The sequence below is a fragment of the Amycolatopsis keratiniphila subsp. keratiniphila genome (assembly GCF_001620365.2).
Lineage (GTDB): Bacteria > Actinomycetota > Actinomycetes > Mycobacteriales > Pseudonocardiaceae > Amycolatopsis > Amycolatopsis keratiniphila.
Window position 1 is genome coordinate 68,151 of sequence record NZ_LQMT02000005.1, and the last position, 21,309, is coordinate 89,459.

Here is a 21,309-nt window from a genome sequence, read left to right on the forward strand (position 1 = left end):
TGTCGTCCCTCCAGTCACGCGTGTCGTCCATTGGATCACGCGTGTCGTCCGATCGGTCATCTGAAGCCCGGTTCAGCCAGACGTTGCGAAAGCCACTATCCCAACCTTCAATGTTGCGAAAGTGGCTTTCGCAACACGCCACCTTGCCTTACCCCTCAAGAAAACCCCACCAGTCGCCGCTCACGACGATCTTGGCCGGGCGGCCGACCGATAGATCCCAGGATCCGGGACGGGACAAGGCTTTTCGCAACGCGGGAGACATCTCCAGGCAACGAATCGGGGCAAAAGTGGGCCACGCCACCCATTCGTAGGGTGATGTTCACTCGATCAGGTGGTGCATATCGGACAATTCACCAGTTTCCTGGTGATCATGAAACAACCTCTCGCCGTGCTTCGTCACGACCTGCCCGCCTCGTTGGTGGTGTTCCTCGTCGCCGTCCCGCTTTCACTCGGGATCGCTCTCGCGTCAGGGGCGCCGATCGTCGCGGGGCTGATCGCTGCCGTGGTGGGAGGTGTCGTCGCCGGAGCGCTCGGCGGCTCCGCGCTTCAGGTCAGCGGCCCGGCCGCCGGCCTGACGGTGATCATGGCCGAGACCATCGCGACCTTCGGCTGGGCGACCACCTGCGCGATCACCGTCGCCGCGGGCGCGTTGCAGATCCTCCTGGGGCTGAGCCGGATCGCCCGCGCGGCGCTCGCCATCTCGCCGGCCATCGTCCACGGCATGCTGGCCGGGATCGGCGTCACGATCGTGCTCGGCCAGCTCCATGTCGTGCTGGGCGGAGCGGCGCAGAGCTCGGCGCTCGAGAACATCGCGCAACTGCCCGCGCAGATCGTCGGCCACCACGACACCGCCGCGCTGATCGGCGTGCTCACGATCGGCATCCTGCTCGTGTGGCCGCGGCTGCCCAAGGCCGTCCGCAAGGTGCCCGGCCCGCTCGCCGCGATCGCGCTGGTGACCGTGCTGTCCGTCGCCACCTCGATGACCCTGCCCCGGGTCGACCTGCCGGGCGACCTGCTCAACATCCGCTTCGCGCCCGAATTCCCGGACACCGGCTGGGGCGCGTTCGCCGTCGCGGTCGTCACCATCGCCCTCATCGCGAGCGTGGAAAGCCTGCTTTCGGCCGTCGCCGTCGACAAGATGCACACCGGGCCGCGGTCGAACCTCGACCGCGAACTGATCGGCCAGGGCGCCGCGAACATGACCTCCGGCGCGCTGGGCGGTCTCCCCGTCACCGGCGTGATCGTCCGCAGCTCGACCAACGTCGCAGCCGGTGCGCGCACCCGGGCGTCCGCGATCCTGCACGGCGTCTGGATCCTGGTGTTCGTCGCCGCGTTCGCCGGGCTCATCCAGAACATCCCGCTCGCCGCGCTGGCAGGCCTGCTCGTCCACGTCGGCGCGAAACTGGTGAACCCCGGCCACATGAAGCAGGTCCTCAAGCACGGTGACCTGGGGCTGTATCTGGTGACGCTCGCCGGTGTCGTCGTCTTCGACCTGCTCACCGGCGTCCTGCTCGGTATCGCGCTGTCGGTGCTGCTGATGCTGCGGCGCACGGTGTGGTCCGGGATCCATGCCGAGCGCGACGGTGACGAATGGCGCGTCGTCGTCGAAGGCGTCCTGACGTTCCTTTCGGTGCCGAGGCTCAGCCGTGTGCTCGCGACCGTCCCCGCAGGCGCGAAGGTGACCTTGGAACTGGTCGTCGACTACCTCGATCACGCCGCCTTCGAGAGCCTGTCGAACTGGCAGCAGGGCCACGAACGCGCCGGTGGCACGGTGATCGTCGACGAGGTCGGGCATCCGTGGTTCGCCAAGGGCAAGTCCGGCGATCCCACGCTGACCCGGACGGCCGCGGCGCGTTCGGTGCCGCGCTTCCTCGCGCCGTGGTCCGACTGGCAGGCCAAGGACGTCGAACTGCCCGGACAGCGCGGCGGGCCCACCCTGCGCGGGGCGACCGAGTTCCAGCGGCGCACCGCCGCGCTCATGCAGCCCGCGCTCAGCAAGCTGGCCGCCGGGCAGTCACCGCACACCCTGTTCATCACCTGCGGTGACGCGCGGATCGTGCCGAACATGATCACCACGAGCGGCCCCGGCGACCTGTTCACCGTGCGCAACATCGGGAACCTCGTGCCCGCACGACGGGCCGATCCGTCGATGGGCGCCACCGTCGAGTTCGCCGTCGGCGTGCTGAAGGTGCGCGAGATCGTGGTCTGCGGTCATTCCGGCTGCGGGGCGATGCAGGCGCTGGCCACCGGAGCCCCGGACGGCGCGCCGATGCTGGCCTCCTGGCTGCGGCACGCCGAGCCGAGCGCGCATCGCGAGGCCACGGTGACCCTCGACGGCGAACGCCCGGGCAGCGAGGTCGACCGCCTGGCGCTCAAGAACGTGCTCCAGCAGCTGGAGCACCTTCGCCACTATCCGCTGATCGCCGAGGCGGAGGCGCGCGGCGAGCTGCACCTGACCGGGATGTACTTCGACGTCGGGGCGGCGCAGGTCTACCTGTCGGACGAGGGGAGCCCGTCGTTCACCCCGGTCGGGGTGGTCACCGCATCCGGGGGCTAACGGAAGCCGTTCAGCGGGACTAGATTCCGACCCACTAGATTTAGCGCACGTGAGCATGCTGGTCATGACCGGCACCGGTACGGGTGTCGGCAAGACGATCTCCACCGCCGCCATCGCCGCTCTGGCCGCCGGTCAGGGCCAGCGTGTCGCCGTGCTGAAACCGGCGCAGACCGGAGTGGGCCCGGACGAGCCGGGCGACCTCGCCGACGTCCTCCGCCTCGCCGGCCCGGTGACCACCCGTGAGCTGCGGAGGTACCCGGATCCGCTGTCGCCGGAGGCGGCGGCCAGGCTCTCGGGACTGCCGACGCTGGCCCCGAGCGAGATCGCCGCCGCGGCGAGCGACCTCGACGGCGAACACGACCTGACCCTCATCGAGGGCGCGGGCGGGCTGCTGGTCCGCTTCGACGCCGACGGGGCCACGCTGGCCGACGTCGCGTGGTCGCTGGGTGCGCTGGTCATCATCGTCGCCGAGGCCGGGCTGGGCACGCTCAACGCGACCGCCCTGACCGCCGAGGTCGCCACCAAACGCGGGCTGACCGTGGCCGGGGTGATCATCGGATCGTGGCCGGACGAGCCGGATCTGGCGGCGGTGTCGAATCTGCGGGACCTGCCGGTCGCCGCCGGGGCCCCGCTGCTGGGCGTGCTTCCCGCCGGGCTGGGCACGGCCGGGCCCGAGGAGTTCGCCGACCGGGCCAAGGCGGGTCTTTCGCCGTGGTTCGGCGGGGAGTTCGATCCGGAATGCTTCGTCGGCCGGGCCTCGGCACAGAAGTGACCTGCGTCGCTGTGGCCGAGCCGCCCGGTCGTGCACGATGATGTGCCTTCGCTTCACTGCCCCACCCCGAACAGGAGCCGCCTCGTGACCACTGCCCCGGAGACCGTCGACATCCTCGCCGTGGCGCGTGACCAGGTCCTCGAGCGCGGCGTCGGGCTCGGCGAAGAGCAGATCCTCGAAGTCCTGCGGCTCGACGACGACCGCCTGACCGACCTGCTGGCGCTGGCCCACGAGGTCCGGATGCGCTGGTGCGGCCCCGAGGTCGAGGTCGAGGGCATCATCAGCCTCAAGACCGGCGGCTGCCCGGAGGACTGCCACTTCTGCTCGCAGTCCGGCCGGTTCCCGACGCCGGTGCGGTCGGCGTGGCTGGACATCCCCGGCCTGGTCAAGGCCGCCCGCCAGACCGCCGAGACCGGCGCGACCGAGTTCTGCATCGTCGCCGCCGTCCGCGGCCCCGACAAGCGGCTGCTCTCGCAGGTCCGCGAGGGGATCAAGGCCATCCGCGAGGACGGCAACGACATCCAGATCGCGTGCTCGCTCGGCATGCTCACCCAGGAGCAGGTCGACGAGCTCGTCGAGATGGGCGTGCACCGCTACAACCACAACCTGGAGACCGCGCGCTCGCATTTCGCGAACGTCGTCACCACGCACACGTGGGAAGAGCGCTGGGAGACTCTCCGCATGATCCGCGAGGCGGGCATGGAGGTCTGCTGCGGCGGCATCATCGGCATGGGGGAGAGCATCGAGCAGCGCGCCGAGTTCGCCGCGCAGCTGGCCGAGCTGAACCCCGACGAGTGCACGATGAACTTCCTCATCCCACAGCCGGGTACGCCGTACGAGGACTACGAGGTCGTCGAGGGCAAGGACGCGCTGCGCACCGTGGCCGCGTTCCGGCTCGCGATGCCCCGTCCGCTGCTCCGCTTCTCCGGCGGCCGTGAGCTGACCTTCGGCGACCTGGGCACCAAGCAGGGCATGCTCGGCGGTATCAACGCGATCATCGTCGGCAACTACCTGACCAACCTCGGCCGGCCGGCCACCGCGGACCTGGCGATGCTCGAAGAGCTGAAGATGCCGGTGAAGGCGATCAGTGACGTCCTCTGACCCAGCGGCGTACTGCGTCCACTGTGGACAGATGTCCGACGGTGGCGCGGAACATCCGGCCTGCCACAACCCCAGAACGGCACTCGAGCCGCCGCGGTACTGCACGTACTGCGCGCGGCGGATGGTCGTCCAGATCACCCCGGTCGGGTGGACGGCCCGGTGCAGCCGTCACGGTGAACTCAGCGGCTGACACTTTCCCGCGATTCGGTGCCGGGTTGCGTGCGCTGGGGGCGTCATTGGTTACGCTCTGCACAAGCAGCACGAGGGAGGAGTCCGGGGTTGGGCGAGACGACCGGTAAACCGGCGCACCTGTCTTCCAGCGTGCCCGACCCCTGGTCGGTGCCCGTGCTGCCGAGGCCGCGCCGCCCGTACCCCAAGGTCGTCGTCAAGGCCGATCTGCTGCCCGCGGTCAGCGTCCTGTCCACGGCGGGCCTGCTCGGTTTCCCGCTGGCCTGGCTGTGGGCGCGGCTCGCGCCGCCCCAGCGGATGCGGGTGATCAACGACCAGGGCGGTCTCGCCCCGCTGGAGCTGGAGAGCTGGCACCGCTTCGACGACCTCGCCGTCTACGGTTTCCTCGCGCTCGGCGCCGGGCTGCTGATCGGCATCGTGACCTGGCTGCTGCGGGAACGCCGCGGCCCGGTCGTGCTGATCGCCGCGACCGGCGGTGCGACCCTCGCGGGCTGGCTGGGGACGACGATGGGCGTCGCGTTCGCCAACGGCCGCTACGAGATCGGCGCCGCGCCCGCCGTCGGTGACGTCATCGCGAAGGCGCCGCAGATCGAATCGACGTGGATCATGCTCGCCGCGCCGTTGATGACGACGCTGGCGTACACGCTGCTGACCGCGTGGAACGGACGGGAAGACCTGGGCCGCCGTCTCGGCTGACGAATTTCCTCTAGGGTGGGCCGGGACACATCTCTAGGGGGCTTTCTCTTGACCGACGACATCGAGGTTTCCCGGCACAACGCCGTCCGCTTCCCGGGTATCAGCCCGCGCGCGTACGAACATCCCGTCGATCGCGGTGCACTGGCCACCCTGCGCGCCGTTCCGGGGTTCGCGCAGGTCGTGAAGGCGGTTTCGGGTTTCTACGCCGAACGCGGTGAGCGGCTCATGGCGCTCGCGTCCGCGATCCGGGTCGGCCCGACGCAGTATCCGGAACTGGACAGGCTGCGCCACGAATGCGCCGAAACACTCGACCTCGACCGCGTGCCGAACCTGTTCGTCGCCCGCAGCCCCGAGGTCAACGCGCAGACGATCGGGATGGACGAGCCGTTCATCGTGCTCAACACCGCGGCTGTCGAGGCGATGGACCTCGCGTCCCTGCGGTTCGTGATCGGGCACGAAATGGGGCACGTGCTGTCCGGGCACGCGGTGTACCGCACGATCATGATCCGGCTGATCGGCCTGCAGATGTCGATGTCGTGGACGCCGGTGAGCGCGATCGGCATCCGCGTCGTCATCGCGGCGCTGCGCGAGTGGTACCGCAAGGCCGAACTGTCCTGCGACCGCGCCGGGCTGCTGTGCTCGCAGGACCCGACGGCGGCGCTGCGCTCGCAGATCCTGGTCGCGGGCGGGATCGACCCGTCGAAGATCGACATCCCGGCCTTCCTGCAGCAGGCTTCGGAGTACGAGTCGGTCGACGACATCCGCGACAGCTACCTGAAGCTGCGTTACGTCGAGACGATGTCGCATCCGCTGGCCGTCGTGCGCGCCGCGCAACTGCAGAAGTGGGCGGCGTCCGAGGAGTACCGGGGGATCCTGGCCGGCGAGTACCCGCGCCGTGACGAGGACGCGCCTTCGTCCACCTGGACCGACGACCTGAAGTCGGCCGCGAAGTCGTACAAGGACTCCTGGAACAGCTCGACCGACCCGCTGACGAAGGTGTTCAGCGACGTCGGCGAGGCGGTGTCCGGGGCGGCGGGCAAGGTGTGGAGCAAGTTCGGGACCGGCAACGGGGCGGACGACGGGGGTTCTTCGGAGGCCGGCAAGTAGCGCGACGCGGGTCGGCACCTCACGCGTGCCATGAACGGGCCGTTCCTTGCAAGGAACGGTCCGTTCATGGCATTCGGGGCAGGGGGTCGGGCTGAAGGGGCCTTCGCCGCGTCTCGTGTGGTGAAGGGAGCTTTCGTCGCGTCGCATGCGGGGAAAGCGCCCTTCGGCCCCCGGCGAGGGAGCGGCGGCCGGGCAGGGAGCGAGGGGCCCGGCGCTTCAGTTCAGGTTCGAGGGGCGCGTGAACTCGCCGAGTTCCCCCGGCGGCATCGGCACCGCGCCCAGCGTGCTCAGGAACCCGGCCTCCCGCGTCAGCAGGCGGCACGCGATCCGCAGCCGCCGCAGCGGGTTCGTCTCCTCCAGCAGGCGCTGCCGGTCCTCCAGCGGGAGCAGGCAGTCGGCGGTGAGCCGGTACGCGAGCGCCGCGATGTCGCCGTCCTCGGGCGGGGTGGTCCAGTCCTCGTCGTTCCAGGCGGACTCGCAGTAGCGTCGGTGGGCGGCCTTCGCGACGTCGGCGAGCCTGGTCACGGTGTCGCCGTGCACCGTGGCGATGCGGTCGTCGGGTACCCATTCGACCGAGCCGATCAGGTACGGCGCGGAGACGCGGTCGATCTCCAGCAGCCGGAACCGGCGCCGCGCGGTGGTGACGACGTCGAATCTGCCGTCCGGCAGCCGTTTCGCCTCGCGCAGCACCGTGCTGCAGCCGAACTCGTGGACGTGTTCGGGCCCGCTGACCTCCCTGATCATCGCCGAACGCAGCGCGACGACGCCGAACTCGCGGTCCGGGACCACTTCGGCGACCAGGTCGGCCATCAGCTGCCGGTACCGCGGTTCGAAGATGTGCAACGGAAGGTGTGTTCCGGGCAGAAGCACGGTCTGTAGCGGGAACAGCGGCAAGATCGCCTTCCCGGTGGACTCCTCGCTCGGCTCGGTCACCCGTTCAAGGTACGGGGGCCGGGAGGACTTCGCAGGACGGTCACTTCCCGCTGGGCGGACGGAACACCGCGAACGGGTCGGTGATCTGCATCCCCTTGCCCGCGAAGGAGAACAGCGCCGCCGGGCGGCCGCCGCTGCGTCCGGGCGGGGCGGTGTGGCCGGTGGGCAGGAGCAGCCCGCGCCGGGACAGCACCCGCTGCAGGTTCGTCGCGGACACGCGGTAACCCAGCGCAGCCGAGTACAGCCTCCGCAACGCCGAAACGGTGAACTCTTCCGGGGCGAGCGCGAAGCCGAGGTTCGTGTAGCAGAGCTTCGAGCGGAGGCGGTCCCGCGCGCGCAAAACGATGGACTCGTGGTCGAACGCCGTCCGGGGGAGCTCGGAAACGTCGTGCCACTCGGTGTCTTCGGGGATCTCGGGGTCCACATCGGACGGAACGAGGCCGAGGAACGCCGTCGCGACGACGCGGGGGCCCGGCACCCTGTCCGGCGCGCTGAAGACGGCCAGTTGCTCCACATGCTTCAGCTGGCGTACGTCGACCTTCTCCGCGAGCTGCCGCCGGACGGACGCCTCGACGTCTTCATCCGGGCGAAGCCTGCCGCCGGGAAGGGACCAGCGGCCCAGGTGCGGATCGAGCGCGCGCCGCCACAGGAGGACCCGGAGTGTGTCCGAGCGCACTTGAAGGACCGCCCCCAAGACCTCGTGGGCGAGGGGGGTCTGGGTGTTAAGATGACTTCGCACGGTTTTCGATTATAAGGCGAAAACCGGAGACAGGTCCAGGAGGGCCAGAACGATGACGAGCACTCTGCAGAACGACTTGACCCCGTACGGTGGCGTGGTCGCCGACGCGGCTTGGGCGGAGGAGGTGCGCAGCCTCGCGCGCAAACGCGACGCCGTCCTGCTCGCGCACAACTACCAGGTCCCCGAGATCCAGGACATCGCCGATTTCACCGGCGACTCCCTCGCGCTCAGCCGCATCGCGGCGAGCAGTGACGCGTCCACCATCGTCTTCTGCGGCGTGCACTTCATGGCCGAGACGGCGAAGATCCTGGCGCCGGAGAAGACGGTCCTGATCCCGGACGCGCGGGCGGGCTGCTCGCTGGCGGACTCGATCACCGGCGCCGAACTGCGCGCCTGGAAGGCCGAGCACCCCGGCGCGGTCGTCGTGTCGTACGTGAACACCACGGCCGAGGTCAAGGCGGAGACCGACATCTGCTGCACCTCGTCGAACGCCGTCGACGTGGTCGCCTCCATCCCCGCTGACCAGGAGGTTCTCTTCCTGCCGGACCAGTTCCTCGGCGCGCACGTCAAACGCGTGACCGGCCGGGAGAACATGCACATCTGGGCGGGAGAGTGTCACGTGCACGCCGGGATCAACGGCGCCGAGCTGGCCGAGCGGGCTTCGGAGAACCCGGACGCCGACCTGTTCATCCACCCGGAATGCGGCTGCGCGACCTCGGCGCTGTACCTGGCGGGAGAGGGCGCCGTCGCCCCCGAGCGGGTCAAGATCCTCTCGACCGGCGACATGGTCCACGCCGCCCGCGACACCAAGGCGAAGTCGGTGCTCGTGGCCACCGAGATCGGGATGATCCACCAGCTGCGCAAGGCCGCGCCGGAGATCGACTTCCGCGCGGTGAACGACCGGGCGTCCTGCCGGTACATGAAGATGATCACGCCGGCCGCCCTGCTGCGGTCGCTGCGCGAGGGTGCCGACGAGGTCCACGTCGACGCCGAAACCGCCGCCCGCGCCCGCGCTTCCGTGCAGCGCATGATCGAGATCGGGCAGCCTGGCGGCGGAGAATGACCGACCCGGTTACCGCTCTTCAGGCGAAAACCCACCCGGTCTGGGAGGCCGCCGCCGATCTCGTGGTGATCGGCAGCGGGGTGGCCGGGCTCACCGCCGCGCTGCGCGCGCACGAGCTCGGCCTGCACGTCCTGGTGGTCACCAAGGCGACGGTCTCCGACGGCAACACCCGCTGGGCGCAGGGCGGTATCGCGGTCGTGCTGGAGGGTGAGCACGAGCGAGACGACTCGGTCGGCAAGCACGCCGACGACACGCTCACCGCCGGTGCCGGGCTCTGCGACGAGGACGCCGTCCGGTCGATCATCGCCGGAGGTCCCGCCGCGGTGGCCCGGCTGCGGGCCGAGGGGGCGCGGTTCGACCCGGCGGCCGAAGGGCGGCCCGAACTGGCCCGCACGCGGGAAGGCGGGCACAGCGCGTTCCGCGTCATCCACGCGGGTGGCGACGCGACCGGCGCCGAGGTCGAGCGGACATTGGTCGCGACGGCCGGTGACCGGCGGATCCCGGTGCTGGAGCACCACATCGCCGTCGACGCGATCCGCACCCCCGCGGGCGAGGTCGTCGGGGTGACCGTCCTGGACCACAACGGGGTGCCCGGCGTCGTCCGGGCGCCCGCGGTGCTGCTGGCCAGCGGCGGGCTGGGGCAGCTTTATCAGGCGACGTCGAATCCGGAGCTCGCCACGGGGGACGGGCTGGCGCTGGCGTTGCGCGCGGGCGCGCAGGTCGCGGACGTCGAGTTCGTCCAGTTCCACCCGACGGTCCTGTTCACGCCCGGCGCGCGCGGCCGCCTCCCGCTGGTCACCGAGGCGGTGCGCGGCGAGGGCGCGACCCTGCACGACGCGACGGGCACCTCGGTGATGCGCGGCGTCCACCCGCTCGGCGATCTCGCGCCCCGCGATGTCGTCTCGGCGGCCATCACGCGCCGGATGGGGCAGGCGCCCGGCGGTGTCGACGACCACGTCTTCCTCGACGCCACCGGGATTTCCGGCTTCGCCCGACGGTTCCCGACCGTCCACGCGGCGTGCGCGGCGATCGGGCTGGACCCGGCCGAAGATCCGATCCCGGTCACGCCCGCGGCGCATTTCGCCTGTGGCGGGGTGGTGACCACTGTGGACGGACGGTCCGGTGTCCGCGGTCTCTACGCCGCGGGCGAGGTCGCGAGGACGGGCCTGCACGGCGCGAACCGCTTGGCCTCCAACAGTTTGCTCGAAGGCCTGGTCGTCGGGCAGCGGGTGGCGGAAGCGGTCGCCATCGACCTCGCCGCCGGTCTGCTGGGTGACCCGCGCCGCGGTGTGCTCCTGCCTCCGGCGCAAGTCCCGGTGGCCGATCGGGACGCGTTGCAGCGGGCGATGAGCCGGTACGCCGCCATCGGCCGGGACGCCGAAGGTCTCGCGGTCGTGGGTTCGGTGCTGGATCTGTCCGTGACCGAGAGTCCTTTGTGGGCGCCGAGGATCGTCGAGGACGCGGCGCTCACCCTGGTGGCGGAGGCCTTGGTCGCGGCGGCGGCGCGTCGCACGGAGTCCCGCGGCTGCCACGTGCGGACCGATTTCCCCGAACGTGACGACGACGTCTGGCAGCGCGGTCAGCTCATCCGGCTCAGCCCCTCGGGACAGCCGGTGCTGGCCGATCCGATCGCTTTGGAGGGTGTGGCATGACCGAATTCTCCCCGTGGGTCGTCAAGGCGCTGGCCGATCACGGCCTCGACGTCGCCGACGTGCACCGGGTCGTCACGACGGCGCTGGCCGAGGATCTGCGGTACGGGCCCGACGCGACGACGAACGCCACCGTCCCCGAATCGGCGCGTGCACTGGCCGAACTCACGCCGAGGTCGGCCGGGGTGGTCGCCGGGATCCCGGTGGCGCTGGCGGTGTTCGACGTCGTACTCGGTTCGGATCTGGAGATCCTGGCCGCCCGTGACGACGGCGACCGGCTGACCGCCGGTGAGCCCGCGCTGGTCGTCCGCGGTCCGGTGCGTGGCCTGCTCACCGCCGAACGCACCGCGCTGAACCTGTTGTGCCACCTGTCCGGTATCGCCACCGCGACCGCCGCCTGGGTGGCCGCGGTGGAGGGAACCGGTTGCCGGGTCAGGGATTCCCGCAAGACCCTGCCCGGGCTTCGGCTGCTGGAGAAGTACGCCGTCCGCGCGGGCGGCGGGGTGAACCACCGGCTCGGGCTCGGCGACGCGGTGCTGATCAAGGACAACCACGTGGTCGCCGCCGGTTCGGTGACCGCGGCGCTCGCCGCCGCGCGCGAGCACGCGCCCGAACTGCCCTGCGAGGTCGAGGTCGACGACCTGGCCCAGCTGGAGGAGGCGCTCACCGCGGGTGCCGACGAGGTGCTGCTGGACAACTTCACGCCCGACGAATGCGCGAAGGCGGTCGACCGGCGTGACGAGGTTTCCCCGAAGACCCGCCTGGAATCCTCGGGCGGTCTGCGGCTCGACGTCGCGCGGGCGTACGCGGAGTCCGGTGTGGACTTCCTCGCCGTCGGAGCGCTCACGCATTCCTCACCCGCGCTCGACCTCGGGATGGACCTGCGCTGACGTGGCGCACTAGAATTCCCTTGTGTGACAAGGGGATTCTGGAGGAATGGTGGGCTTTGCCGGTAAAAGTGCCGTCGCGGGATGCGTCGGTTTCGTGGCACTGCTCGGCACCCCCGTCCCGTCGACGGCGGTCGCCGAGCAGTGCGCCAACCCGACGGGCACCTACACCGCGGCCGTCCCGTGGGGACAGCGGCTGATCGATCCCGTGCGGCTCTGGCCGCTGTCGCGCGGCACCGGCCAGCTGGTCGCGGTGATCGGCACCGGCGTGGACGGCGGCAACGGCCAGTTCGCGCCGGGACAACTGCTCGGCGGGCAGGGCACCGAGGCCGAAGACTGCGACGGCCGCGGCACGATCGCCGCCGGGATCGTCGGCGCGCAACCGGATCCGTCCACGACGTTCACCGGGATCGCGCCCGGCGCCAAGATCCTGCCGATCCGCTACACCCAGGTGAACGGTGGCGGCGATCCCGGACAGCTCGCGGGCGCCATCGAAACCGCGCTGAACCGCGGTGCCGGGATCATCCTGATCGCCGTCCCGGCCGCTTCCGACAGTCCCGCGCTGACCGGCGCCGTCTCGCGCGCCAGGGAGAAGGGCGCGCTGATCGTCTCGCCCGCCGCGGGGACCCAGCAGGGCCAGACGTCGTATCCGACGGCGACGCCGGGCGTGCTCGCCGTGGGTTCGACCAATCAGGCAGGCGAGGCCGTGCAGACGGAGTCCGGTTCGTACGTAGGGATTTCCGCGCCCGGTGCCGAACTGGTCAGCACGTCGGCCGGCGCGGGCGGGACGGTGGCGCACCGCTGGCCGGTGAGCGATCCGAGCCTGGCCGCCGCGCATGTCGCCGGTGTCGCCGCGCTCGTGCGCGCGTATCACCCCGGGCTGTCGCCGGAGCAGGTCGTCGCGCGGCTGACGCTGACCGCGCACCGCGGTCCGAGCGGTGGGCACGATCCTCGCCGGGGCTGGGGCGCGATCGACGCCTACGCCGCCGTTTCCGCCTCGATCCCGGCCGGTACGCCCGGCCCGGGAGGACCGCCGAGCGTCGGCCCGGACACGTTCGTCGTCCCCGCGGCGGCTCCCGCACCCACCAGGGCGGACAAGGTCTCCGGTGTGCTCGCCATCGCCGGGGTGGCCCTCGCCATCGCGGCGGGCGTGGTGGTGGCCGCGGTCCGGCGGGGCAAGCGACGGGGCTGGAAACCTTCGCGATTCCGCGCCTCGTGAGCGGCAGCGGTGTACTGGGGGACACCGCCACCGCTCACGAGGTCTTTCGCGACCCCCTAGGTTTTAGGGGACGGATACGCAGGCGGTCGAGCCCACGATGGCCACGCCGTCGCCGGCGCGGGAGACGTGCACGTTGAAGTCGGCGCCGTCGCGGCTGAACTGCGCGATCAGCTCACGCGGGTTGCTGCGGTCGCGCCACCGCCAGCCCTGCGTTTCCAGCATCGGCAGGACGTCGTCGACGAGTTTGCGGATCGCGTCGGTCGCGTCGTCCACGCGGAGGCCGTACTGCCAGCAGAGCGACCGGCCCGGCTGCGTGGGGTCGCAGTCCAGCTCGCCTTCCACGGTGCGCTCCGCGGTGGTGCCGAAGGTGCCCGCGACACCGTCGATGACCGCCGTGAGGTCCTCGGCAAGAGGGTCGAGCCCGGTGTGCCTCGTGATCATGAACAGTCCCTCACAAGCCTCGTCCGACGCCTTCGATGACCATCTCGCGCAGCGAGCCGCCGGTGAAGCCCTCGTGCGTGACCGCGCCGCCCGTGATCACACCGTAGATGTTGTTCCACGAATCGGAACCCGGTTTGAGCACACCGCTGTGGGAATCGAAACCCCACTGCAGATCGCCGTTCGCGTCGCGGCCGGTTTCCAGTTCGACGACGCCGGGGAAGCGGTCGGGGTCCGCTCCGTGCCCGGCGCCGAGCCATTCGACCAGCCCCGCGTTGCCCTGCGCGATCACGATCGGGTCGAAGGGGGCCGTCATGGAGTACCGCTGCACACCGGCCTGGCTGGCCGGGAGGTCGCTCGGGCTCCAGATCCCGTGTCCCATGCCCGCGGACTCGACGTGCAGCACCTGATCGGCCCTGAGCCCGAGCTGCTCGGCGAGCCCCACGGTCGCGCCGCCGTAGCTGTGCCCGACGGCGGTGACCACGACACCCGGTCCGGCGTGGCTGTCGATCTGGCCGCGCAGTTCGTCGCCGAACGCCTTGAGATCGGGCGCCATCGTCTGCGCGTAGTGCGCGGCCGGGCCTTCGGTGACGACGTTCTGGGGGAACACCCCGTCGGCCCAGACCACCATCGCGGTCCGGCCGGTGGCGTCCGCGGCGACCAGGCTCTTGCCGAGGTCGGCGTAGCTCTGGAAGTTGTCGAACGAGGTGTTGACGCCGGGGACGAACAACCCGACGTTGCGGGTGCCCGGCTCGATGCGGCCGACCAGTTCGACGATGCGGCCGTTACCGGACGGGTCGAACCGCAGGATCTGCCGGTCGTTGGCGAGGATGTCCTCGTACAGCGCGATCCGGGTGCGCGAGCTCGCGATGTCGTCGGCTTTCCCGCCCTGTGCCAGGAGATTCGCGAGCCGCTCGCGTTCGGCGGTCAGCGCGTCGGTGACCTTCGTGCGGTTCTCGGCGATCGCGGTGGCCCACGAGCCGGTGTCGGCCGCGCCGCCGACGCCTGCCGGGTTCCCGGCCTTGGGCAACGGGTTCTCCGGCATCAGCGACCGGTACGAGGCGGCGACCTGGACGTCGGCGCGCCGGTAACCGCCGCCCGCGGCCGTCAGTCCCTGATGGATCACCGTCGCCTTGGTGATCTGGCCGTCGAGTTTGCCCGAGACGTCTTTGATCGTCTTGGCGTACGTGGCCGAAGCCGCGCTGGAAGCGGAAACCTGGCCGAACGCGGTGGCGGGAACGTTCTCGCCGGCCAGCGCGGTCTGCGCGGTCTTGAGCACGCCGGCGCGCTGTTCGAGTTCGGCCGCCGCCGCTTCGAGCCTGGCGGGGGCGACTCGGTAACCGCCCGCACTGGATGCCATCACCGAGCCGCCTCTCCTGGTCGGGAAAATCAGTACTGTTCGGGTTCTTCGCCGAGCACGGCGGGAGCGACCGGGGACGACTGGCCCCAGACGTTCTCGGTCTCCACGAGCCACGGCGGGATCCGCCGTCCGGAGCCCATGTCGCCGCCCGCGCCCATGCCCATCGGCATCATGGGCATCATCGGCATCGCGCCCTTGGCCGCCGCCGCGCCCGCGGCACCGGCCGCTCCGCCCGCGAGGCCGCTCATCGCGCTGCCCGAGCCACCGTCGCCGGCGAGGCCGGAGAACGCGGCCGGAGCCTCACCGGGGCCGGAGAACCCGCCGCCGCCACCGGCACCGATCGCACCGCCGTCCAGCGACGGCGCTCCGCCACCGCCGATCGGGATACCGCCGCCGGCACCACCCGCGGTCGCGCCGGCCGCACCGGCGCCGCCGCCCGCGGGCTCGCCGTTCTTGTCCTTGTCGTTCTTGCCGTTCGCCCACGCGGGCACGCGCGGCATGATCGAACCGAACCGGCCGAACGCGGCGGCCGAAGCCGCGGCGAGACCGGCGGTGAACATGTCGCCGAACAACGGGTTCGACTTGGGCGGCTGGCCGGGCTGACCGGTGGTGGGCGGGGTGGAGCCGTCCGAGGGCAGCGGATGCGTGTTGTCGCCCGGAACGACGCCGACGCCGGGCGTCCCGCCGATGTTGTTGCCGATCGAACCGCCGGGGGCCGTGCCGCCACCGGTGACCGGCGGCGGGGCGACGGCGTTCGGCGAGGCCGGGATCGACTCCTCGGCCGTGGAGTATTCGCCCGCGAGCTGGGTCATCACCACGATCGCCTTGCTGTGCGCCGCGCTGGCCGCACTCGCCGCCTGCTGCTGCGCTTCGACGTTCGCGATGGCCTGCTGCCGTTGCTGGGCGGCGTTGATGATCGTCGCCTGCGACGAATCCGGCGGCAGGAGCGGCGGATTGACGGCCAGCGCGAGATCGGCGGGGGAGACGTCCGGCACCGCGACCGGCGGCGGCATCTCCTTCTTGGCCTTCACGAGCGCGTCCGCGGCGTCCTCGAGGAGGTTGTTCATCGCGTGCGCGGTCTGGGCGACCTTGCGGATTCCGCCGACGAGATCGGTGATCATCGTGTGGTACTTGTCGGCCGCTCCGCCGGTCCAGTTGCCGGAGAAGTCCTTCAGCTCGCCGGTGAGGTTCTCGGCCTGCTCGAACAGTCCGGAGCCGGTGGACTGCCATTTGTGGGCCGCGTGGCGGGCCGTGTTGGGGTCGCCGGCCTGCAGCATCGCGTAGAGCTGCTGGTGCGAGTACGCGGCGAAGTTCGTGTGCGCGGTGTCGGTCATCCCTTGTTCCCCCCGCCGTTCGAGCCGCTGTTACCGCCCAGCACGCCCCCGAGGACGTTGAGCAACGGATCGAGCAGCCCGGTCTGCTGGCTCGAGTGGTTCATGTCGCCCGCCACCGAATCGTCGGCCGCCGCGTAACCGTCGGCGACGGTCGTCGTGACGTCCTGCGCGAACGTGATCGCGCCCTTGACCTGGTCCAGCAGGCCCTGCATCTCGGCGACGGCCGCCTGGTGCGCCTTGTTGAGTGAACCCGCTTCCCCGAACTCGCCGAACAGCAGCGGCTGTTCGCTCAGGGTCAGCAGGAAGTCGTTCGGCTTGGACATCGCGTGGATCTGGGTCTCCAGTTCCCGCACGAAGTCCTTCAGTGATTCCAGATGGACGTAGTACGAGTGGTCTTGCATTGATCCCGGCTCTCTCGTGAACGGCCACGCCGACAAGGGGGACGACAACACGCAAAGCCGGCCGGCCGGTGCCGAGGGGGGTGAAAGCACCGGCCGGCCGACGGATGGGGATCAGCCGGCGAACAGGCCCTGGTTGCGGTTCTCCAGGCTGTGCTGGAGATCGTGGGCGTCGCCGACCTTGCCACCGAACTGCGCGATGATCGCCACGATGTCCGCGGTGGCCTGGCGCAGGCGGGTTTCAGACGCGCGGGCGGCCTCACCGGCGGAGCTGCCGGAGGCGTACCAGGTCTGGGTGATCGGCTGCAGGTTGGTGTGCAGCTGTTCGAGCTGTGAGGTGAGCGCCTTGGCCTTGGCGGCCAGCGAGGCCGAGCTGTGCTGCAGCGCGGCGAAGTTGATTTCGACGACGTCAGCCATGATTGGTGGTCCTCTCGCGGATCAGGGGTTCAGCCGGTGGATCACGGTCTGGTCGACGACTCCGCTGACCCCGGTGAGGCTTTCCCGGACCTGCTCGTCACCCGAGTTGTAGTTCCGGTTGCTCTCGTGCACGAGGCGCGACATCGTGTTGAGCTCGTTCACGGCGATGGTCATCTTCTCCTGCAGGCGGCGCTGCAGGTCCCAGAACGCGACCGCCTGGTCACCCTTGTAGTTGTGCAGGGTCTGGGTCAGCTCGCTCTCCAAGCTGGCCATCGTGGTCTTGGCGTTCGACGCGGTTTCCTCGAACCCCTGGACGGCGCGCGCCATCGCAGCTGCGTCTGCCTGATATCCCGTACCGGTCATTGATGGGCCACCTCCTCTCATCTCGCTGGAAATCCCGGTGAGCACCAGGGGACGCCCTGTCTGCTCTTGTGAAGGACACGCTAGAAAAGAGGGGAGTGCGGTCAAACGGCACAACTGCCGGTCGCGGTGACGGCACTATTACCCACAGGTCGGCGGTAGGGCTTTCCCCACCCCCGATCAGGGGGAGTGCTCCAGTGTCCGGATCGGAGCTTCCCGGCACCCTCGAATCCATGGTGGACAAGGGATCCAGGGCAGTACTGCATCGCCCGTTGATGATCTTGGCGGCGGCGATGGCGGTGCTCGGCGTGATCGCGCTCGGGGGCCTGGTCTTCGACGATCGCAGTCTCGTGAACGCGCCCATTTGGCTCAAACCGCTCAAGTTCACGATTTCCGTGGGGCTCTACGCGGTGACACTGGCCTGGCTGATCGGTCAGCTGACCCGCGGCAAACGGCTCGGCTGGTGGCTCGGGACGGTGTTCGCGGTCGGCCTCGGCATGGACATGGCGCTGCTGTTCTGGCAGATCGCCGTCCGCGGGCGGACGCTGCACTTCAACCGGGAGACCCCGGTCGACCAGTGGATCAACAACATGGTCGCGAACGGCGCGTTCACCGGCTGGGCCGCGACGGCGGCCATCGCGATTCTCCTGCTGTTCCAACGGCTTCCCGACCGGGCGATGAATTCCGCGTTGCGCGCGGGTGCCGCGTTGTCGGTCGCCGGGATCGGGATCGCGTTGCTCATGTTCGGGCCGAACGAACAGCAAATGGCCCAGTTCCGCGCCGGCGAACGGCCGTCGATCGTCGGCGCCCACGCGGTCGGCGTGCCCGACGGCGGGCCGGGGCTGCCGGTGCTGGGGTGGAGCACGGTGGGCGGGGACATGCGGATCCCGCATTTCTTCGGGATCCACGCGATCCAGGTGCTGCCGCTGGTCGCTTTCGGGCTGCTCAAACTCGCCCGACGGTATCCGGTGCTCGAATCGGAATTCGTGCGGCGGAATCTGGTGCGGACCGCTTCGGTGGGCTTCGCGGCGCTGCTCGTGCTGCTGACTTGGCAGGCTCAGCGAGGACAGTCCATTGTGCGTCCGGACTTCTGGACGCTGGTCGCGGGCGCGGGGATCATCGCCGTCGTTGCGGCGGGTTCGGCGCTTTCGCTCCGGGCGCGGCGGCCTATGCATCAACTGGTCTGACGTTCAGTTGGTCCACTTTGGACAGGTGGCCGTTCGCGCGCGAACGGCCACCTGCCGGTCGTCTCAGACTCCCGCGGTGGTGCGGATCCAGTCGCGGCTCGCCGCGACGCTCGCGTAGTTCTGGGTGCCTTGCGGGTTCGTGCCGGAGTTGCTGCCGGTGGAGCAGACGCCGACCTGGACGCCGTTCGCGAGCTGTGGGCCGCCTGAGTCGCCGTGCCAAGCGGAACCGTTGACGCCGACGCTGGCGATGGCCTGGCCGCCGTACGCGTCACTGCTGGTGCCGGTGATGCGGACATCGGCCGTCTTCAGGACGCTCGATGGCGGGTTGTTGCCCTGGGTGCGGCCCCAGCCGTAGATCTGGTTCGTGGTGCCGTTGGCGGGGTTCGCGGTGCCGAGCTTCATGTACGTCGTGTTGACCGCGGTCGTGAGGTGCAGGAGGGCGATATCGCCGCTCGGCGCGGCCTTCTGCTGGTCGACGTCGGCTTCGGTGCCCTGGTTCAGGTTGACGTTGCCGACCTTGACATGCATACCGGGCTTGTTGAGGCAGTGCTTCGCGGTGAGGACCCATTGCGGCGCGATGATCGTGCCGGAGCAGTTGAAACCGCCGAACGCGGTGGCGTCGTCCCAGTAGATCTGGGCGCCCCACGGCGCGGAACTCACGGTGCCTCCGCCGATGATGTCCTGGCCCGCGTTCGCGGCGGGGGTGGCGGCAAGGGTCAGCGCCGCGGCGGCGCCCGCCACCGTTGCGACGATCTTGGACATACGCATGAATACGCCCTTCGGCCTGCGTCGGTGAAACCGCTTCGATTCGAAACGGTTTCACCAAGTTAGGTCGCGGTAAGGGTTTTAGTAACCTACCGAAGTCGGTAAACGCCGCGAGAATGTATTGACACGTCCGTTGTATCCGTTTTGCTGGAAATGTGTTCGTCTTTAGGCTGTCGGCGTGACGACCAAGGTGATCGTGTTGAACGGCGGCTCCAGTTCGGGTAAGTCGGGGATCGCCCGGTGCCTGCAAGCGGTGCTACCGGACCCGTGGCTCACCCTCGGCGTGGACACCTTGATCGACGCCATGCCGTCCACGGTGGAAGACGGGATCGACTTCGCGGCGGACGGTGGGGTGAATGTCGGATCCGGTTTCCGGCAGCTCGAGGACGCATGGATGACCGGTGTCGCGGCGATGGTGCGGGCAGGGGCCCGGGTGATCGTCGACGACGCTTTCCTCGGTGGGGCCGCCTCACAGCAGCGGTGGCGTGACGCGCTGGACGGACTCGAAGTGCTGTGGGTCGGGGTCCGGTGTGACGGTGTCGTGGCCGCCGGGCGGGAGATGGCGCGGGGAGATCGGGTCACGGGGATGGCGGAGGCGCAGGCCGAGGTCGTGCATCGAGGCGTGGTTTACGACGTCGAGGTGGACACGGGGGTGAACGAGGCTCTGGCCTGTGCCCGGGAGATCGCCTCCGCTATTGGAAGGTGAGCTGCACCTTGACCAATTCGCCGCCCGTGGAGAAATCGCTGCCGACGACCGAGCAACCCCCGCTCAAGGTCTTGCAATCGTAAGCGCGGTCGTCGAACGACATATGCCGGTAGACCGTGGCGGTGGTCGAGATGACGCCGTTGGCGTCCGCTGTCGGATATCCGATGATGTAACAGCTGCCGTCCTCGGTGGGGCATTCGAGGAGCAGGATCTGACGACCGGCGTCAAGGCCACTGGCGTTGACGCTCACGGTCTGCTCGGCGGCGAGATTCGTCGACGGTGACACGGACATCGTCCAGGCTTGCGTCTGGGCCGCCGCCGTGCCGGACATGCCGCCCAGACCGGCGACGGCGATCGCACTCGTGAGTGCATATCTCGAAAACTTCATCATTTCCCCCTCTTGGCTCATTCGCGTTCCCAGCCTGCCGTCGTTAGGGGAGACGTGTCAACCTGTGACTTCATCATGTGCTTTGTTATCACGCGGGTCACAATCGAGTGCGGAAGATTTCTGAGACGGATGACAAGCGCGCGGGTATGGATTGCCTTCCGCGAACGGCGCCGAGTACGGTTCGGTTCGCTACCTCGATTCCGTTGGCTGTGAAGGATTTGAGCCCTATGACTCTGGCGAATCGACGCGCCTTCCGGCTGTTCACAGCCGGCGTGGTGCTCTCGCTGGGAGCCTTTTCGCTGAGCTCGGCTTCCGCCGCTCAGAGCGAGGTCGACGCTCCGCGTGCGGACGCGCCCAACATGGCCGCGGGTTTGAAGGCGTCGTATTTCGTGCGGAATACCGTTTCGCGGATCGCGAAGCTGGGCTCTCAACTGGCTACCGGTGAGGGACGTTTCGACGGCACTGTCGACTCGGTGAAAGAAACTCTGACGGGTTCGATCACTTTACCGCCCACTGTGAACGCGTATTTCGTGGCTTTTCGCTTCATGCCGGTGACAAGCACTGTCAGCCTGGTTTCCGAGGGCAACCAGCACGGGGTATTGGTGAAGAACCCCGGCGACGCGGGTGTGGTGGCTCCCCGGCTTTTCCCGGACGGCAAGAAGTATCTGTCGGTGATCATCGACCTGACGCTCAGCCTCGGCCTTCGCCTGAGTGACACCAAGGTCGATGGCAAGGTGCTCGATCTGGGCCCCAATTGCAAAACGGCCGGTCCGCTGACGATCAAGGTCAAGGGACTGACAGGGTTGCAGGACACGGCGCCGCCGACAGTGCTCACGAGCAGCTTCGAGATCCCGCCGTTCTCGGGATGTGGGGTGCGGGAGGATCTGGACAAGTTGCTGACGGGCATGATCTCCGGGCCTGGTAACGAGATGAGCACCACGATCGCGGTGCGGTGCATCAGCACTTGCCCTGAGGGGTAGCTGTGCGTCGGGGTCGTGGCCGGGCTTTCGTCTTCGCCGGAAGCGACGCGGTGACCGGTGGGCC

The 21,309-nt window shown here is 69.5% G+C and carries 23 protein-coding genes; 13 read left to right on the top strand and 10 right to left on the bottom strand.

Annotated elements, in window-relative coordinates:
• The first annotated feature begins 370 nt into the window (after nucleotides 1-370).
• The 6 genes from AVR91_RS02325 (at nucleotide 371) to AVR91_RS02345 (ending at nucleotide 6,422) form a co-directional block, all read left to right on the top strand.
• A complete protein-coding gene (locus tag AVR91_RS02325) occupies nucleotides 371-2,557 on the top strand; it encodes a SulP family inorganic anion transporter (protein ID WP_211282614.1) in 2,187 nt (728 codons plus the stop codon).
• Nucleotides 2,558-2,606: 49 nt separating this feature from the next.
• Nucleotides 2,607-3,329, top strand: coding sequence for a dethiobiotin synthase (gene bioD / locus AVR91_RS02330; RefSeq protein ID WP_063277373.1), 723 nt, complete (start codon nucleotides 2,607-2,609; stop codon nucleotides 3,327-3,329).
• Between the two features lie 84 nt (nucleotides 3,330-3,413).
• Nucleotides 3,414-4,430, top strand: a complete 1,017-nt coding sequence (gene bioB, locus AVR91_RS02335; RefSeq protein ID WP_063277374.1) for a biotin synthase BioB — start codon at nucleotides 3,414-3,416, stop codon at nucleotides 4,428-4,430.
• The gene (gene bsaP, locus AVR91_RS43275) at nucleotides 4,417-4,620 is read left to right on the top strand and encodes a biotin synthase auxiliary protein BsaP (RefSeq protein ID WP_455577830.1); all 204 of its coding nucleotides are present in this window, start codon (nucleotides 4,417-4,419) and stop codon (nucleotides 4,618-4,620) included. The genes bioB and bsaP overlap by 14 nt, the downstream gene beginning before the upstream one ends.
• A gap of 89 nt (nucleotides 4,621-4,709) precedes the next feature.
• A complete protein-coding gene (locus AVR91_RS02340; protein WP_016336022.1) occupies nucleotides 4,710-5,315 on the top strand; it encodes a DUF2567 domain-containing protein in 606 nt (201 codons plus the stop codon).
• Nucleotides 5,316-5,363: 48 nt separating this feature from the next.
• Complete coding sequence (locus AVR91_RS02345) at nucleotides 5,364-6,422, top strand: M48 family metallopeptidase (RefSeq protein ID WP_063277375.1); 1,059 nt, start codon at nucleotides 5,364-5,366, stop codon at nucleotides 6,420-6,422.
• Nucleotides 6,423-6,638: 216 nt separating this feature from the next.
• Here AVR91_RS02345 and AVR91_RS02350 read toward each other — a convergent pair whose 3' ends face one another.
• Both AVR91_RS02350 and AVR91_RS02355 read right to left on the bottom strand, forming a co-directional pair.
• A complete protein-coding gene (locus tag AVR91_RS02350) occupies nucleotides 6,639-7,355 on the bottom strand; it encodes an LON peptidase substrate-binding domain-containing protein (protein WP_016336020.1) in 717 nt (238 codons plus the stop codon).
• A gap of 40 nt (nucleotides 7,356-7,395) precedes the next feature.
• Nucleotides 7,396-8,031: an NUDIX hydrolase gene (locus tag AVR91_RS02355; RefSeq protein WP_063277376.1), complete on the bottom strand. Its 636-nt coding sequence runs from the start codon at nucleotides 8,029-8,031 to the stop codon at nucleotides 7,396-7,398.
• 115 nt (nucleotides 8,032-8,146) lie between these two features.
• On the opposite strand from AVR91_RS02355, the gene nadA reads away from it, so the two are divergent.
• Genes nadA through AVR91_RS02375 form a run of 4 tightly spaced genes read left to right on the top strand, consistent with a single transcriptional unit; the run spans nucleotide 8,147 to nucleotide 12,912 of the window.
• On the top strand, nucleotides 8,147-9,157 hold the full coding sequence (gene nadA, locus AVR91_RS02360; RefSeq protein ID WP_063277377.1) for a quinolinate synthase NadA: 1,011 nt from the start codon (nucleotides 8,147-8,149) through the stop codon (nucleotides 9,155-9,157).
• Nucleotides 9,154-10,809, top strand: coding sequence for an L-aspartate oxidase (locus AVR91_RS02365; protein WP_076857234.1), 1,656 nt, complete (start codon nucleotides 9,154-9,156; stop codon nucleotides 10,807-10,809). The genes nadA and AVR91_RS02365 overlap by 4 nt, the downstream gene beginning before the upstream one ends.
• On the top strand, nucleotides 10,806-11,696 hold the full coding sequence (nadC, locus tag AVR91_RS02370) for a carboxylating nicotinate-nucleotide diphosphorylase (RefSeq protein ID WP_063277378.1): 891 nt from the start codon (nucleotides 10,806-10,808) through the stop codon (nucleotides 11,694-11,696). Before AVR91_RS02365 ends, nadC begins: the two co-directional genes overlap by 4 nt.
• A gap of 46 nt (nucleotides 11,697-11,742) precedes the next feature.
• Nucleotides 11,743-12,912, top strand: coding sequence for a S8 family serine peptidase (locus AVR91_RS02375; protein ID WP_063277379.1), 1,170 nt, complete (start codon nucleotides 11,743-11,745; stop codon nucleotides 12,910-12,912).
• 63 nt (nucleotides 12,913-12,975) lie between these two features.
• Here AVR91_RS02375 and AVR91_RS02380 read toward each other — a convergent pair whose 3' ends face one another.
• The 6 genes from AVR91_RS02380 to AVR91_RS02405 all read right to left on the bottom strand — a co-directional run bounded on the left by AVR91_RS02380 (nucleotide 12,976) and on the right by AVR91_RS02405 (nucleotide 17,222).
• Nucleotides 12,976-13,353 (bottom strand): hypothetical protein, encoded by a 378-nt coding sequence (locus tag AVR91_RS02380; RefSeq protein ID WP_063277380.1) that lies wholly within the window; start codon nucleotides 13,351-13,353, stop codon nucleotides 12,976-12,978.
• A gap of 10 nt (nucleotides 13,354-13,363) precedes the next feature.
• Nucleotides 13,364-14,710 (bottom strand): alpha/beta hydrolase, encoded by a 1,347-nt coding sequence (locus AVR91_RS02385; protein WP_063277381.1) that lies wholly within the window; start codon nucleotides 14,708-14,710, stop codon nucleotides 13,364-13,366.
• Between the two features lie 29 nt (nucleotides 14,711-14,739).
• A complete protein-coding gene (locus AVR91_RS02390; RefSeq protein ID WP_063277382.1) occupies nucleotides 14,740-16,044 on the bottom strand; it encodes a WXG100 family type VII secretion target in 1,305 nt (434 codons plus the stop codon).
• Complete coding sequence (locus AVR91_RS02395; RefSeq protein ID WP_016336011.1) at nucleotides 16,041-16,445, bottom strand: hypothetical protein; 405 nt, start codon at nucleotides 16,443-16,445, stop codon at nucleotides 16,041-16,043. Before AVR91_RS02395 ends, AVR91_RS02390 begins: the two co-directional genes overlap by 4 nt.
• A 111-nt stretch (nucleotides 16,446-16,556) precedes the next feature.
• Nucleotides 16,557-16,859 carry a hypothetical protein gene (locus AVR91_RS02400; RefSeq protein ID WP_005155348.1) on the bottom strand — a complete coding sequence of 101 codons (303 nt, stop codon included), beginning with the start codon at nucleotides 16,857-16,859 and terminating at the stop codon, nucleotides 16,557-16,559.
• Between the two features lie 21 nt (nucleotides 16,860-16,880).
• Entirely contained in the window at nucleotides 16,881-17,222 is a 342-nt protein-coding gene (locus AVR91_RS02405) for a WXG100 family type VII secretion target (RefSeq protein WP_076153289.1), read from the bottom strand.
• Between the two features lie 194 nt (nucleotides 17,223-17,416).
• On the opposite strand from AVR91_RS02405, the gene AVR91_RS02410 reads away from it, so the two are divergent.
• Complete coding sequence (locus tag AVR91_RS02410; RefSeq protein WP_143253848.1) at nucleotides 17,417-18,406, top strand: hypothetical protein; 990 nt, start codon at nucleotides 17,417-17,419, stop codon at nucleotides 18,404-18,406.
• A 63-nt stretch (nucleotides 18,407-18,469) separates the two neighbouring features.
• On the opposite strand, the gene AVR91_RS02415 is transcribed toward AVR91_RS02410, so the two are convergent.
• Complete coding sequence (locus tag AVR91_RS02415; RefSeq protein ID WP_063277383.1) at nucleotides 18,470-19,168, bottom strand: S1 family peptidase; 699 nt, start codon at nucleotides 19,166-19,168, stop codon at nucleotides 18,470-18,472.
• Between the two features lie 181 nt (nucleotides 19,169-19,349).
• On the opposite strand from AVR91_RS02415, the gene cpt reads away from it, so the two are divergent.
• Nucleotides 19,350-19,877 (top strand): chloramphenicol phosphotransferase CPT, encoded by a 528-nt coding sequence (gene cpt / locus AVR91_RS02420; protein ID WP_211282615.1) that lies wholly within the window; start codon nucleotides 19,350-19,352, stop codon nucleotides 19,875-19,877.
• Here cpt and AVR91_RS02425 read toward each other — a convergent pair.
• A complete protein-coding gene (locus AVR91_RS02425) occupies nucleotides 19,864-20,286 on the bottom strand; it encodes a neocarzinostatin apoprotein domain-containing protein (protein ID WP_083715275.1) in 423 nt (140 codons plus the stop codon). The two genes, cpt and AVR91_RS02425, sit on opposite strands and share 14 nt — an antisense overlap.
• Nucleotides 20,287-20,492: 206 nt before the next feature.
• Between AVR91_RS02425 and AVR91_RS02430 the strand changes: the two genes are divergently transcribed.
• Nucleotides 20,493-21,245, top strand: coding sequence for a hypothetical protein (locus tag AVR91_RS02430; protein WP_063277385.1), 753 nt, complete (start codon nucleotides 20,493-20,495; stop codon nucleotides 21,243-21,245).
• Nucleotides 21,246-21,309: the final 64 nt, after the last annotated feature.